The organism is Thermodesulfovibrionia bacterium (assembly GCA_030646035.1).
Taxonomy (GTDB): Bacteria; Nitrospirota; Thermodesulfovibrionia; order UBA6902; family UBA6902; genus JACQZG01.
Genome location: JAUSMY010000036.1, coordinates 101,772 through 114,963 on the forward strand (window position 1 = coordinate 101,772; position 13,192 = coordinate 114,963).

The following is a 13,192-nucleotide window of genomic DNA, read 5'->3' on the forward strand; positions in this document are numbered from 1 at the left end:
CCTCAGTCTATATAATAAAAGAATTTGGGATAAGTGTTATATTCTTCCTTGAACCTCAAGACCTGCTTCGTGGCCAAAATCTTTCTGACTTCGCTTTCAGGATCAAGGAGGTTGCCGAATTTTCTTGCCCCAACAGGGCAGGCCTCAACACAGGCCGGGTATCTCCCATCTCTTACCCTCTGCAGGCAAAATGTGCATTTTTCCATAACGCCATTCATACGCGGCCTGTTGCCTAAGTAGTGGGTCTTTGGATTCATATCCTCCGCAGGAAGATTTGGCTGGGCCCAGTTAAAGCGCCTTGCCCAATAAGGACATGCCAGCAGGCACATCCGGCAGCCTATGCACCAATTGTAATCAATTACAACTATGCCGTTTGGGTCCCTGTATGTTGCCTGGGTAGGACACGCCTTGACGCAGGCAGGTTTTTCGCACTGCTGGCATTGAACAGGGAAATAGAAGGCATCCTTTTCAGGCACCTTATCAGGCTCGTAATAATGCTCTGTTTCGCCGGAGACACCGACAGCATTGTAAGCATTCCCGCCGACCTGCACGCCATGATTCCCAAGCGCGCTGGTTTCCGGATAACCCTTGTCCAATTTATCGGCAGAGAAGGCGAGATTTCCTTTCTCCATCTTCAGCACGCGTATCCATTCAATCTCAGGGTCATGACGTGACTGATTGTTCTCTTGTACGCAAGCCTTAACGCACCGCCTGCAGCCTATGCACTTTGAGATACTGAGAGCGTAACCGAAAAGAACGCCCTTAACAGGAGGCGCATTGGAGACTGTCGTTTTCTTTCCGAACTCCTCGGTATACCTCTTTTCCAGGCGCTCGATACACTCCTTTTTCTGCCCATCGGTCATAAGCTCGAAGTGCCCCTGTAAATGTTCTGCCAACTCAACTTTAGCCTCTGCATCAGCAGGAACTGCGCTAAGCGCTGCTGCACCCGCCACGGCCGCAATACCCATGTTCTTTAAGAAATCACGACGGGTATTGTCCCCATCATCCCTTTCTTTTTTTATATCTATTCTTTCTTCTGACATCAATGCCTCCTTAAAGTATTAAGCAGTAACGTGATAATCATGCAGTATTTCATTGAGCATCTGCTTTTTCTCTTCGTCTGTCATAAGTACAAGTTGTTTCTGAGACATAACCTTGTCCTGCTGAAGGTCATCATTCATGTAAGTTGTATTTACCCTCTTTCTGAGAGCACTATCAGAGGACTTTGATATCAAGATCGTTGAAAAAACTGCACCTGCTGCTACAACCCCTAATGCGGCGGCCTTAATAAATGTCCGCTTTGAGACATCTACCTTCCCTTCTTTAGCGGCCTTATCATCCTTGATTTCCTGTTTATCCTTAATCATAATAAAATCTCCCCTCCCTCAAAAAAAGTATAGTATTTTAATGGAATCACCTTATCTTGTCAATCATAACAGGGCTGATCAGATTATGGCGCGATAACCGGCATTTTGGTGCTATAATTATTATATTTCTAATAGTTGGAGATCAATGCTTTCAGTCACCACTGAAAAAGAGAAGGCTCTCAGAGAGAAGCTCAAAAGCCTTGCCATCTTTGAAAAGGATATTCAGGAGAAGTTTATCCGCTCCGGGGGCAAGGGCGGGCAGAACGTAAACAAGGTTTCCACCTGCGTCTATCTCAAGCACATTCCCACAGGCATTGAGGTCAAATGCCAGAAGGAACGGACACAGGGGCTGAACAGATACCGCGCCCGCGAACTGTTATTTAAAAAGATCGAGCGTCTTATTAAAAAGGATGAGTGCGAAGAGGAACAGCGCGCTGAAAAAATAAGGCGTCAGAAGCGCAAACGTTCCAAACGCGCGAAAGAGAAGATGCTTGATGATAAGCATATGCTATCGCAGAAGAAGAAAGAGCGCGGTTCAGTTTCGGAGCGGAGAGAGGACTGATTGGATTTATTTAAGATCTTTTTTCCAGTATCAGGCGTTGAGACCTATATATTTCTGCCGCCGCTGGTGGCTTTTGTGGTCTCTTTTTTTACATCCATGGGCGGGGTTTCAGGCGCGTTCCTGCTCCTGCCGTTTCAGATGAGCGTTCTTAACTACACAAGCCCTTCTGTAAGCGCGACCAACTTTGTATTTAACATCGTAGCGATCCCAAGCGGCGTCTACCGCTATATAAAAGAAGGCCGCATGGCATGGCCTTTGACATGGGTGGTCATTGTCGGGACATTGCCCGGCGTCTTCATAGGTTATTACCTTAGAGTGCAGTATCTGCCCGACCCGCGCGCCTTCAAGCTCTTTGTGGGCTGCGTGCTTCTGTATCTTGGAAGCAGGCTCTTTTATGAAATGACCGGCAGGGCATCTGCTGGTAAAGACAAGATCAAGGCCCTTGATGAGAAGTTCAAACAGAGGGCTGCAGAGATAAAGAAAGAGCAGAATGCCAAAGTTGCATCAGGTCTTCCAAAAGAGGCTGTCGTAAAGACGATCTCATTCACTCTTTCACGTGTGGAATATGAGTTCTGGGGCGAGAGGTTTTCATACAGCACGCCTGCAATGTTTCTGCTTGCGTTTATTGTCGGTATCATAGGCGGGACATACGGCATCGGAGGAGGCGCGATCATTGCGCCATTCTGCGTGGCTGTCTTCCATCTGCCAGTTTATACGGTGGCAGGGGCCGCGCTTATGGGAACATTTTTAACATCAATTGCAGGCGTCGCTCTCTACAGCATCATGCCTGCAAAAGCAGGCCTTTCCACATCGCCGGACTGGATGCTCGGGATACTTTTCGGCATCGGTGGATTTGCAGGAATGTATTTAGGCGCTCGTTTTCAGAAGTTCATGCCGCAGAAATTTATCAAATTGATGCTCGCTACGATAATCATCTTCCTGGCATTGAAATATATTGTTCAATACTTCAGTTAACGATGAAACTACCCGGCTCGCAGTTTTTTCGCGCGTCCGGCTGAGCGCTTTGTTAGGCCACTTGCCTTTATGGTCTCATTGATCAATCTCAACTCAAGTCGATAACCGAGGGCATGAGCATATTTCTGTAATGTGGCCAATGATGGCGAGTGCTTCCCTTTTCCGGATTCCAGGCGTGCCACAGCAGACTGCGTTGTCCCGATACGTTTGGCGGCCTCCGTCTGAGTGATACCGGCTGCGGTGCGTGCCTTCAAAAACTCGTCGAAGAGGGCAAACTCCTCATTGAGCCGATCATATTCGGCCTTAACATCCGTACGAGCAAGCGCGCGAGACTTAAGTTCTTTGTGTGTCAGCATTTTTTACCTCCTTCATACGCCGTCGAGCTGTTGCAATCTCTCTGGCCGGTGTCTTGTCTGTTTTTTTGATGAACTGGTGAAGCACCATGATCTTTTTGCCGACCATTGTGCAGTAGAAGACACGTGAAATTCCTTCTGCTGCTTTTAGCCGCAATTCAAATAGGCCCTCGCCTAATGCGCGTGTATGCGGCATACCCAAGTCTGGACCAAATATCTCCATCCTGTCGGAATATCGGAGATAGCGGGCAAGAAAGCCTGCCGGCATGGCGAGGATTTCCTGTTGCACTGATTCACTGTAATAGGTGAGTGTCCAGTTCACGATATTATTATAGCGGATTTGCTATATTGAAGCAAAATGCCGGAAGCTCATCTTTGGAAGTTTCAACCTAATGGGGAAGATACCGGAGCAAGAAGGCTGTTTCCTACTGATGATGCTATTTTGAAGTCTCTATATATGGCAGCGTTGGAACTCGAAAGAAAATGGACCGTGTGCCAATCAGAGGCTGGTTCTAGGCCTATTCTCAGCTTTGAGGACAGGATACAGTGAAAATCGGACTCACACAGTTTGTGAGAGACTCCCGTTTTTAATGGTGGCGGTTTTTCGCCGCTGTTAAAACCCCTCTGAAGCGCTATGTTATGTGTTTTTATTTCCAATAGTAATATTTTCTAACCACTCTTCTTTTATTTTTGTATTTTTGCTCCATAGTTCCTTTCGCATTGCAACTACTGTTTTTATGTATGTGTTTTTACATGGGTTCTGGCTAAATTGGGCTAGATTTTTAATAACTTCATCGTTAGCAAATAAAACAGAGTTTAACAATTCTGTTTCAATTTCTTTTTCAACGTCGCTAATACTTTTTAAATCATCTCTGAATTCAGCTATGTGTTGCATGCCAGTTTCTGGGTCTAATTTTGTAAGCATAAGAATTAAAATGGTTTTATATCTACGGCTTTTCAATTCATGTTCTTTTTCTTTTATTTGACTTTGATGTTGAAACATTGATTGAAAGTACGCTCCGATAATACCTCCAAAACCTAATGCTGTTATTATTGAAATTATTAATTCGTTCATTTTGTTTTCTCACACAAGAATTAGTATACCGCCGTCCGTATTTGCTGGAATACGAATATCATAGTTATATGAATAAGAAAATACAACAACAAAATATAGTGGCTTAGCTTGAAGAAAAAAGGCTATTAATTAAGAGGGTAAAAGAATCTTTTTTGCAATATCATATTCAATCTCCTTATAATAAACGACTTTTATAACTATCAAATTCCCCGGGAGGATCGAAGTGAGTAAAAAGGTTTCTGCAGAACTTGCCAACAGGGTAAAAAAACTGCCGCCGTATCTCTTTGCAGCCATAGATGATATGAAGCAGGAGGCGCTCAAAAAAGGCGTTGACCTTATAGATCTGAGCATAGGCGACCCTGACATTCCTACGCCAAGGCATATTGTTCAGAGGATGAAGAAGGCTGTTGAGAATCCTGAGCACCACAGATATCCGTCATATGCAGGTATGCTCTCGTTCAGGCAGGCTGTTGCTGACTGGTACAAGAGAAGGTTCAAGGTCACGCTCGACCCAAAGACAGAGGTGGTCTCTCTCATAGGTTCAAAAGAGGGTATCGGGCATATACCTCTTGCATTCGTAAATCCCGGAGACGTTGTGCTTGTGCCTTCGCCCGGATATCCGGTTTATCCTGTTGCAACTCTATTTGCGGGCGGGAAGAGCCACATCATGCCGATCATCGAGAAGAACAAATATCTCCCTGACCTGAAGGCGATTCCAAAAGATGTCCTGAAGAAGGCGAAGCTCATCTTTATCAATTATCCGAACAACCCGACGTCCGCATGTGCCGGTAGAGGTTTTTATAAAGAAGTGATCGCCTTTGCAGCAAAGCACAATATCATCGTCTGTCATGATGCTGCGTACTCAGAGATCTACTACGACGGGAAGAAGCCTTTGAGCTTTCTTCAGATACCCGGAGCCAAGGATGTTGGTATTGAATTTCACTCTCTCTCAAAGACATGCAACATGACAGGATGGAGGATAGGTTTTGCAGCAGGCAATAAAGATGTTATAGCAGGGCTTGGCAAGATAAAGTCAAATCTGGACTCAGGAATTTTTCAAGCGATACAGGAGGCGGGGATAGCTGCGCTCGAGACGGAAGAGCCTGTTCTTGACAGGATAAGGAAGACATATCAGGGCAGAAGGGATGTGCTGTATAAAGGATTAAAGGAGATCGGCATTAAGGCTATAAAGCCTGAAGCCACTTTCTATCTCTGGGCAAAGGTCCCGGCAGGATACACTTCTTCAAAATTCGCAGCGCTCCTCCTGGATAAGGCAGGTGTTCTCGCAACTCCGGGCAACGGTTTCGGCGCGCCGGGCGAAGGATATATAAGATTCGCGCTTACCGTAGATGAGAAGAGGATGAAAGAGGCTGTAGAGAGGATAAAGAAGGCGCTTTAAATAACATGCCTAAAGCTTACATCGGCATCGGCTCAAACCTCGGCAACAGGGAAGAGAACTGCATGAAGGCAGTCTCTCTTCTCAGAGACAACGGCATCAAAGTTACAAAGCTTTCATCCATGATAGAGACCGAGCCGTGGGGATTGGAAGGCCAGCCGAAGTTCATCAATATGGCGGTCGAGGCTGAGACCGCTTTATCTCCTCAAGAACTTTTGAAACTTCTCAAAGAGATCGAGTCTGAAATAGGGCGTGAGCCTGCTGAACGCTGGGGCCCGCGGATCATTGATCTCGATATATTGCTCTATGATGCCCTTGTTTTAAAAACTCCTGAACTGGAGATACCGCATCCGCATATCGCAGAGAGGGAATTTGTTTTAAAGCCTCTTTCAGAGATCGCGCCAGAGAAGATTCACCCGGTTTTGAAGAAGAGTATCAGCGAGCTGCTTTCACAATATCCCCGAAGTTCCTGAGCAGGCGCAGGCCGAGGGCCTGGCTCTTTTCCGGGTGGAACTGCACGGCATAGACATTATCCTTCCATATTGAAGATGTGAACTCAATTCCGTAGTCTGTAGTAGTAGCGATTATGGAACTGTCTTCAGGCGCAACGTAATAAGAATGCACAAAGTAGAAGAAACTTTTATCCGGGATGCCCTTTAACAGCGGATTTTCTTTTTTGATCTTCACTTCATTCCATCCCATGTGAGGGACCTTTAAAGTTGAGAGTTGAGAGTTAAGAGTTAAGAGTTTTTGATCTCCGAAATTAAATCTTGGGACCTTTCCTTTAAAGATATCAAGTCCCATGCACTTTCCAAACTCCTCTGATTCGCTGAAGAGCACCTGAAGGCCGAGGCATATGCCGAGAAACGGCTTGCCGCTTTTTATTGATTCAACGACCGTATCATTCAAATTGAGGTTTTTCAGCTCGCCCATGCAGTCCTTAAACGCGCCCACACCGGGAAGCACTACGCCGTCGGCATTTTTCACATCCTCAGGCCTGTTCGTTACCATGACCTCAACGCCTGCCTTTTGAAATCCCTTTTCAACGCTCCTGAGATTCCCCATTCCGTAATCAATGATCGCTATCATGTTTTTATATTATGGGATTGAGTAAGTAAATTCAATTGAGGCGTTTAAGCCATCACTTGAAAAAATAAATCAGTTGGGTTACCGTATATATTATTTTTTGAAAAAGGTGTATATTTATAACTGACATGATACCTAAAAAGATATTCTTCACTAAAGGCGTAGGGGTTCACAAGGACAGTCTGGCATCTTTTGAGATGGCTTTGAGAAAGGCCGGGATCGAGAAGTGCAACCTTGTGTATGTCTCAAGTATCTTTCCTCCGGAATGCACAATAATACCCAGACGCAAAGGCCTGGACCTGATAAAGCCCGGACAGATTACCTTCTGTGTAATGGCGAGAAACTCAACAAATGAGCCTAACAGGCTTGTCTCATCCGCGATCGGGCTTGCCGTGCCCAAGGATAGAAAGAATTATGGGTATCTTTCCGAGCACCATTCTTTTGGTGAGACAGCAAAAAAGGCAGGTGACTATGCAGAGGACCTGGCTGCATCTATGTTAGCCACTACACTCGGTATATCATTTGACCCTGATGAGGCATGGGACTCCAGAAAACAGGTATATAAGGCGAGCAAGTATATCTTTAAATCCATGAACGTCTGTCAGTCTGCAGAGGGCGAAAAATCCGGACAGTGGACGACTGTTGTTGCGGCTGCAGTCATGTTGATCGATTAATTGAAGCAAAAGACCCCGAACAATTTCTGCGGCCTTCCGCAAAACCATTCAAGCTATAAAGACTCCGCTATAGTTATCGTTCCTGTTCCTTTTGACAAGACCAGCACTTGGGGGAAAGGCGCTGACAAAGGGCCTAAGGCCATCATAGAAGCCTCAAAGAATATGGAGCTTTATGATATTGAGACAGGCTCAGAGGTATATAAAAAAGGCATACACACTTCCAAAGCGATAATCTCCTCCACTCCTGCCGGCATGGTGAATAGCGTTTACAACAGAACCGCCAAATATATATCTGACGGAAAATTCGCAGTTGTGCTCGGCGGCGAACATTCCGTATCATTCGGTTCCATAAAAGCCCATGCTGAATCTTCCAAGGATATGAGCATCCTCCATCTTGACGCACACTCTGATATGCGGGACTCTTACGAGGGGAGCAAATACAACCATGCCTGTGTCATGGCAAGGGCTAAAGAGGTTTCAGATACTATCGTCTCAGTCGGTATAAGGAGTATGGACTCATCTGAACTCGGCAATATTAATACCCAGAACATGTTCTATGCATCTTACATACAAAAGAACAAAAACTGGATGGAACAGGCCATAAAAAAGCTGAGCGCTAATGTATATATCACAATCGACCTTGATGTCTTTGACCCGTCCATCATGCCTTCAACAGGAACTCCTGAACCGGGCGGACTTGGATGGTATGAGGTGCTGGAACTGCTCCAGCGTGTTTCAATAAAGAAGAACATAGTCGGCTTTGATATTATGGAACTCTGCCCTTCATCAGTTGATAAGGCCCCTGACTTTCTCGCTGCCAAGCTTATCTATAAGTTATTAAGCTTCAAATTTCTTAAAAAAAGATAACCCTCAGGCGTTCTGATAATTGACCTATTCTCAGGCAATCAATACAATATCTTTAATGTTGCGCAAGTGCTTAATATTTTCATATGGAGATAGATACGAATGAAACGTAAGAGGGCAGGAACTTTTCTTCTTTTTGTCATTGATATCTTTTCCATATTCATCACACTGCAGGGAGCGATAATATTAAGAAGGGAACTGCTGCCCTTCTTTTTTAAATTCCCGGATTTTCCGATAAACAACTTCACCTTCTTCTGGTGGGTATTTCCGATCTGGCTGACATTCTTTGCGTATGAAGGCCTCTATACAAAGCGGTATCCGTTCTGGGATGAGATCAAGATACTCTGGAAGGCGGTCTTCTTTGCGACGATAGCCGTATTCAGCATCCTCTTTTTAGGCAAGGTCGGCGAGGCGGTATCAAGAACTGTAATAGTCGTTATGGGACTTATCTCGCTGCCTCTTCTCCCGCTTATCAGGCTCAATGCCAAGAAGATCCTGATAAATAGCGGGTTGCTTAAGAGCAGGGCGCTTATCATAGGCGCGGGTGAAACAGGAAAGCTGATCCTTAAAGCCTTACTAAGGGACAAAAATCTCGGCTATGAGGTTGTCGGGTTTATGGACGATGAACCCCAAAAGATCGGGAGCAGGGTCGATGGGCTTGAAGTATTCGGAAGCGTAAATGAGGTTGAAAAGTATATTGACAGTCATGACATCCACGATATCGTTATAGCAATGCCAAGCTGCCACAGGGAGAAGCTTATCAGGATAATCAATAACCTTCAGCATAAGGTGCAGCACATCCTGCTCATCCCAGACCTTTTCGGTGTCGCTGTTCTGGGGACCGAGCTGCAGAACTTCTTTCAGGAGCAGGTCATCGGCCTTGAGGTAAAGAATAACCTTGCCAGGCCGACAAACATATTTATCAAAAAGAGCTTTGATATCATTGTCAGCCTTATAGCCTTTCTTATTCTTGCCATTCCGATGCTCATACTCTCTGTTATCATCAGGCTGACATCAAGCGGCCGGGCGATATATTCACAGGAGAGGATAGGCAAGCATGACAGGGCATTCAGGTGCTACAAGTTCAGGACTATGCATCATGACGCAGAGGCGAGGCTTGAGAAGATGCTTGCATCCGACTCGCAGGCAAGGACAGAATGGGAGGAGAACTTCAAACTCAAGAACGACCCGAGGGTGACGCGGATCGGGGACTTCCTGAGAAGGACATCCCTTGATGAGCTCCCGCAGATATTCAATGTTCTTAAAGGCGACATGAGCCTTGTAGGCCCGAGGCCGGTGACAAAGACAGAGATAGATGACTATTACAAGGACAAGGCAGAGCTCTGCTTCGGCGTGCCGCCGGGAGTTACCGGGCTCTGGCAGGTCAGCGGCAGGAGCGGGACGAGCTATGATTACAGGATCGCCCTTGATTCATGGTATGTAAGGAATTGGAACCTCTGGCTTGATATAGTTATCCTCTTCAAGACGTTGAGGGTGGTCTTTAGACGCGAAGGGGCGTGGTAGATGTAGAGAGTTCATCCCATGAACGGACTTTAGCGATTATTCATAAAAATAAAGCCCTTACCCTTGACAAATCTCCCCAAACTTAGTATGTTCATAGTGTGAACAGTCTTGATAACAGCAAAGACAATGAGATAACCCTCAGGATCCTCGATGAGATAAGCCAGGAATCTGTCGTCACCCAGCGCACCCTCTCAAGCAGGCTTAATATAGCGCTCGGCCTTGTTAACGCATATGTTAAGAGGCTCGTGAAGAAGGGGCATATAAAGATCACAAAAGGCCCTATGAACAGGGTCAAGTATGTCCTTACGCCTGCTGGACTTAAACTCCGGGTCGGCCTCACCTATGATTATATGCACCAGTCGGTCAACTATTTCAAATCAGCGCGCAAGAAGATCGATGAAACTTACCAACAGATGATCACAGACGGGGTGAAGAATATTCTCATCTGGGGAGATGGCGAGGTTGCAGAGCTGGCGTATATATCTCTGCGCGGACTGCCTCTGAATCTTGTCGGCGTGGTTGACAGCAAAAGAGCTGAGAAGGCTTTTTTCGGGCATGATGTTTATTCGTTTGAGGATTTTAAGAATCTGGAATATGACGTTATACTTGTCACATCTTTAAAGAGTGAAGAAGCAATGGAAAAGATAAAAGGGCTCGGAGCTGATATGGCAAAGGTCTATACGCTTTAACCCTGTTGCTTATGCCAATAACTTTTATGGAGCATAAATGGAAAATGTAGATGCAATAGAGCCGCAGTGGTTTGCGGTGAATGTAAGGTCAAGGCATGAATTTCAGGTGCTGGAGAGGCTTACAATGAAAGGGGTTGAGGCGTTCCTTCCGACCGTTGAGAAGCTCAGGAGATGGAAGGACAGAAAGAAGCTGGTATCTTTCCCTCTCTTTCCCGGATACCTCTTTGTTCATATACCTAAGAGGGCGAATGACATACTTAATGTGCTGAAGATAAACGGCGCGGTCAATCTCTTAAGCGGCGCTCCGGGAGAGCCTGTGCCTGTGCCTGATGAACAGATAATATCACTCATAAAGGCTGTGGAGAGCAATGAACCGCTTGACCCATACCCGTATCTTAAGGAAGGGCAGAGGGTCAGGATAATGCACGGGCCGATGCGCGGTGTTGAAGGGATGCTTGTACAGAAGGCGGGCAGGCATATGCTCGTTCTTTCCGTTGATATACTCACTCAGGGCGTTGCGCTAAGTATAAACGCCTCTGATGTAGAGAGAATATAAAAAAGAGCTAAGAGGTTTTTCAGCAACTCTAAACTCAGGATTCTATCACCCTTAGGTTACGTAAATGTAACTGAAAGGGCGGAGCAGTGTAAAAAATCAAATGACTTTGGTTTAAATAATATAATAAATAATAAAGGAGAACTAACATGTTAAATGGAAAGGTTGTTTTAATTACTGGAGGAACAGGTTCTTTTGGCAAGAAGTGCACAGAGATCATCCTTAACAATTACAAACCTAAAAAACTGATCATCTTCAGCCGTGATGAATTAAAGCAGTTTGAGATGAGCCAGAGATGGAGCGTAAAGAAATATCCGTGCATACGATATTTTCTCGGCGATGTCAGAGACAAGGAAAGGCTTATGAGGGCGTTCAGCGGGGTTGATTATGTTATCCACGCCGCAGCACTTAAACAGGTCCCTGCCGCAGAATATAACCCTGAGGAGTTTATTAAGACCAATATAATTGGAGCGATGAATGTAATAGATGCGGCAGTTGCTAATAAAGTAAAGAAAGTGATTGCGTTATCTACTGACAAGGCCTGTAACCCTATTAACTTATACGGCGCCACCAAACTATGCTCTGATAAGCTGTTTGTCGCTGCTCAATCATATGCAGCTCATGAGGACACGGTGTTTGCGGTTGTGCGTTACGGCAATGTTGTCGGCAGCCGGGGTTCTGTAATACCTTTCTTTAAAGAGCGCGCAAAGACAGGCGTACTGCCGATCACAGATGCGCGCATGACCCGTTTCTGGATAACACTGGATCAGAGCGTGCATTTTGTGCTGAAGGTCATGGAGCTGGCAAAAGGCTCTGAGATATTTGTCCCGAAGATCCCTTCCATGAAAATAACAGACCTTGCCATAGCCATATCTCCTGAATGCAGGCAGGAAGTTGTCGGCATCAGGCCTGGAGAGAAGATACATGAGACCCTGATCGGCGAAGATGAAGGACGCAATGCCATCGAGTACAATGAATGCTATGTTGTTAAGCAGCATCTTGAAGAATCTGATTTTAAGGACGGTGCGCGTCCATGCGCTGAAGGTTTTAAATATGCGTCAGACAGCAACCCTGAGAAGATAAGCATAGAGGAACTCAAGGTCGTGATCGAGGACATTTCAGATGATTACAGTATTGAGAAGAACAGATGGTCAATGGATGACCTCCCGCAGTAGGCGAGTTGATGAACTGAAATGATTAAATACCGTAAAATGCTCATCACAGGGGTCAGCGGGCTGCTTGGCAATAATCTTGCCTTTTATTTCAAAGACAAATATGAAGTATTGGGCATTTACAATTCTCATCCGGTCACCATGAAGGATATCTGCACTGAGAAATGCGACCTTTTAGATGCCGATTCCCTGAAAAAAATAATTATTGATTTCAACCCGTCAATAATTATTCATTGCGCTTCCTTAACCAATATCGATCAATGTGAAGCAGAAAAAGATCTCACAAATGAAGTGAATGTTCTATCAACCAGGTCCCTTGTGAACTGTATTTCCGGCAGGGATGTTAAATTGATCTACATATCCACGGATACAGTCTATGGCGGGGTCAAAGGAAACTTTTCCGAGAATGATGCTGTCAGCCCTCCAAACTATTACGGAAGGACCAAGCATCAAGGGGAGCTGGAAGTTCTGAATAAAGATAAGGCTCTGGTATTCAGGACAAATATATTCGGATGGAACGTCCAGAATAAATACAGCCTTGGCGAATGGGTCTTAAATGAACTTAAGGAGAAAAGAGAGATAAGATGTTTCAAGGATGCTTTTTTTTCTTCTATATATACTTTTGAGTTTGCGAGAGTGATTGATATCGCGATTCAAAAAGGCCTGAGCGGTATATATAATTGCGGCAGCACCACTTCATGCTCCAAATATGAATTTGCCTTAAAGATCGCTGATGTTTTTGCACTGGACAAGAATGGGATCATTCCTTTTTCGATTGATGATTTCGGTTTCAGGGCTAAAAGGGGGAAGGACTTATCTTTGAATGTCAGCAAGCTTGAAACGGAACTGCAATACAGGCTTCCCACGATAGAGGAATCTGTTTTATTATTCTATAGGGACTA

At 45.2% G+C, this 13,192-nt stretch carries 17 protein-coding genes and 1 pseudogene; 12 read left to right on the forward strand and 6 right to left on the reverse strand.

The features are described from left to right. Window positions 1–2: 2 nt before the first annotated feature. The gene (locus tag Q7U10_05875; protein ID MDO8282140.1) at window positions 3–1,043 is read right to left on the reverse strand and encodes a 4Fe-4S dicluster domain-containing protein; all 1,041 of its coding nucleotides are present in this window, start codon (window positions 1,041–1,043) and stop codon (window positions 3–5) included. A gap of 18 nt (window positions 1,044–1,061) precedes the next feature. Further along, window positions 1,062–1,367, reverse strand: a complete 306-nt coding sequence (locus Q7U10_05880) for a hypothetical protein (protein ID MDO8282141.1) — start codon at window positions 1,365–1,367, stop codon at window positions 1,062–1,064. A 145-nt stretch (window positions 1,368–1,512) separates the two neighbouring features. Between Q7U10_05880 and Q7U10_05885 the strand changes: the two genes are divergently transcribed. Both Q7U10_05885 and Q7U10_05890 read left to right on the forward strand, forming a co-directional pair. Continuing rightward, on the forward strand, window positions 1,513–1,929 hold the full coding sequence (locus Q7U10_05885) for a peptide chain release factor-like protein (protein MDO8282142.1): 417 nt from the start codon (window positions 1,513–1,515) through the stop codon (window positions 1,927–1,929). Window positions 1,930–1,944: 15 nt separating this feature from the next. After that, window positions 1,945–2,904 (forward strand): sulfite exporter TauE/SafE family protein, encoded by a 960-nt coding sequence (locus Q7U10_05890; GenBank protein MDO8282143.1) that lies wholly within the window; start codon window positions 1,945–1,947, stop codon window positions 2,902–2,904. Window positions 2,905–2,912: 8 nt separating this feature from the next. Here the strand turns inward: Q7U10_05890 and Q7U10_05895 are convergent, their stop codons facing one another. After that, window positions 2,913–3,260, reverse strand: a complete 348-nt coding sequence (locus Q7U10_05895; GenBank protein MDO8282144.1) for a helix-turn-helix transcriptional regulator — start codon at window positions 3,258–3,260, stop codon at window positions 2,913–2,915. Next, complete coding sequence (locus tag Q7U10_05900; protein MDO8282145.1) at window positions 3,238–3,579, reverse strand: type II toxin-antitoxin system RelE/ParE family toxin; 342 nt, start codon at window positions 3,577–3,579, stop codon at window positions 3,238–3,240. The genes Q7U10_05895 and Q7U10_05900 overlap by 23 nt, the downstream gene beginning before the upstream one ends. Before the next feature lie 36 nt (window positions 3,580–3,615). Between Q7U10_05900 and Q7U10_05905 the strand changes: the two genes are divergently transcribed. After that, on the forward strand, window positions 3,616–3,807 hold the full coding sequence (locus Q7U10_05905; GenBank protein MDO8282146.1) for a hypothetical protein: 192 nt from the start codon (window positions 3,616–3,618) through the stop codon (window positions 3,805–3,807). Window positions 3,808–3,894: 87 nt separating this feature from the next. Here Q7U10_05905 and Q7U10_05910 read toward each other — a convergent pair whose 3' ends face one another. Further along, window positions 3,895–4,332, reverse strand: coding sequence for a hypothetical protein (locus tag Q7U10_05910; protein ID MDO8282147.1), 438 nt, complete (start codon window positions 4,330–4,332; stop codon window positions 3,895–3,897). 223 nt (window positions 4,333–4,555) lie between these two features. Between Q7U10_05910 and Q7U10_05915 the strand changes: the two genes are divergently transcribed. Beyond that, on the forward strand, window positions 4,556–5,731 hold the full coding sequence (locus Q7U10_05915; GenBank protein ID MDO8282148.1) for an LL-diaminopimelate aminotransferase: 1,176 nt from the start codon (window positions 4,556–4,558) through the stop codon (window positions 5,729–5,731). Between the two features lie 5 nt (window positions 5,732–5,736). Then, window positions 5,737–6,201: a 2-amino-4-hydroxy-6-hydroxymethyldihydropteridine diphosphokinase gene (folK, locus tag Q7U10_05920; GenBank protein MDO8282149.1), complete on the forward strand. Its 465-nt coding sequence runs from the start codon at window positions 5,737–5,739 to the stop codon at window positions 6,199–6,201. Here the strand turns inward: folK and hisH are convergent. Next, a complete protein-coding gene (gene hisH / locus Q7U10_05925) occupies window positions 6,164–6,817 on the reverse strand; it encodes an imidazole glycerol phosphate synthase subunit HisH (GenBank protein MDO8282150.1) in 654 nt (217 codons plus the stop codon). The genes folK and hisH overlap by 38 nt on opposite strands. A gap of 125 nt (window positions 6,818–6,942) precedes the next feature. Here hisH and Q7U10_05930 point away from each other — a divergent pair, with 125 nt between their 5' ends. From Q7U10_05930 to Q7U10_05960, 7 genes and pseudogenes are all read left to right on the forward strand, one after another. Continuing rightward, complete coding sequence (locus tag Q7U10_05930; GenBank protein MDO8282151.1) at window positions 6,943–7,488, forward strand: arginine decarboxylase, pyruvoyl-dependent; 546 nt, start codon at window positions 6,943–6,945, stop codon at window positions 7,486–7,488. Then, window positions 7,489–8,355, forward strand: coding sequence for an agmatinase (gene speB, locus Q7U10_05935; GenBank protein ID MDO8282152.1), 867 nt, complete (start codon window positions 7,489–7,491; stop codon window positions 8,353–8,355). A 99-nt stretch (window positions 8,356–8,454) separates the two neighbouring features. After that, window positions 8,455–9,876 carry an undecaprenyl-phosphate galactose phosphotransferase WbaP gene (gene wbaP, locus Q7U10_05940; protein ID MDO8282153.1) on the forward strand — a complete coding sequence of 474 codons (1,422 nt, stop codon included), beginning with the start codon at window positions 8,455–8,457 and terminating at the stop codon, window positions 9,874–9,876. Between the two features lie 98 nt (window positions 9,877–9,974). After that, window positions 9,975–10,565 carry a winged helix-turn-helix domain-containing protein gene (locus tag Q7U10_05945; GenBank protein ID MDO8282154.1) on the forward strand — a complete coding sequence of 197 codons (591 nt, stop codon included), beginning with the start codon at window positions 9,975–9,977 and terminating at the stop codon, window positions 10,563–10,565. Window positions 10,566–10,602: 37 nt separating this feature from the next. Further along, window positions 10,603–11,121: a UpxY family transcription antiterminator gene (locus Q7U10_05950; protein ID MDO8282155.1), complete on the forward strand. Its 519-nt coding sequence runs from the start codon at window positions 10,603–10,605 to the stop codon at window positions 11,119–11,121. Between the two features lie 146 nt (window positions 11,122–11,267). After that, on the forward strand, window positions 11,268–12,293 hold the full coding sequence (gene pseB, locus Q7U10_05955) for a UDP-N-acetylglucosamine 4,6-dehydratase (inverting) (protein MDO8282156.1): 1,026 nt from the start codon (window positions 11,268–11,270) through the stop codon (window positions 12,291–12,293). Window positions 12,294–12,329: 36 nt separating this feature from the next. Next, a pseudogene (locus Q7U10_05960) lies at window positions 12,330–13,178 on the forward strand (SDR family oxidoreductase). The last annotated feature ends 14 nt before the right edge of the window (window positions 13,179–13,192 follow it).

Coding starts and splice junctions, on each gene's coding strand:
- Q7U10_05875 (MDO8282140.1), bottom strand. CDS start 1,043: ATGTCAGAAGAAAGAATAGATATAAAAAAAGAAAGGGATGATGGGGAC.
- Q7U10_05880 (MDO8282141.1), bottom strand. CDS start 1,367: ATGATTAAGGATAAACAGGAAATCAAGGATGATAAGGCCGCTAAAGAA.
- Q7U10_05885 (MDO8282142.1), top strand. CDS start 1,513: ATGCTTTCAGTCACCACTGAAAAAGAGAAGGCTCTCAGAGAGAAGCTC.
- Q7U10_05895 (MDO8282144.1), bottom strand. CDS start 3,260: ATGCTGACACACAAAGAACTTAAGTCTCGCGCGCTTGCTCGTACGGAT.
- Q7U10_05905 (MDO8282146.1), top strand. CDS start 3,616: ATGCCGGAAGCTCATCTTTGGAAGTTTCAACCTAATGGGGAAGATACC.
- Q7U10_05910 (MDO8282147.1), bottom strand. CDS start 4,332: ATGAACGAATTAATAATTTCAATAATAACAGCATTAGGTTTTGGAGGT.
- folK (MDO8282149.1), top strand. CDS start 5,737: ATGCCTAAAGCTTACATCGGCATCGGCTCAAACCTCGGCAACAGGGAA.
- hisH (MDO8282150.1), bottom strand. CDS start 6,817: ATGATAGCGATCATTGATTACGGAATGGGGAATCTCAGGAGCGTTGAA.
- Q7U10_05930 (MDO8282151.1), top strand. CDS start 6,943: ATGATACCTAAAAAGATATTCTTCACTAAAGGCGTAGGGGTTCACAAG.
- wbaP (MDO8282153.1), top strand. CDS start 8,455: ATGAAACGTAAGAGGGCAGGAACTTTTCTTCTTTTTGTCATTGATATC.
- Q7U10_05950 (MDO8282155.1), top strand. CDS start 10,603: ATGGAAAATGTAGATGCAATAGAGCCGCAGTGGTTTGCGGTGAATGTA.
- pseB (MDO8282156.1), top strand. CDS start 11,268: ATGTTAAATGGAAAGGTTGTTTTAATTACTGGAGGAACAGGTTCTTTT.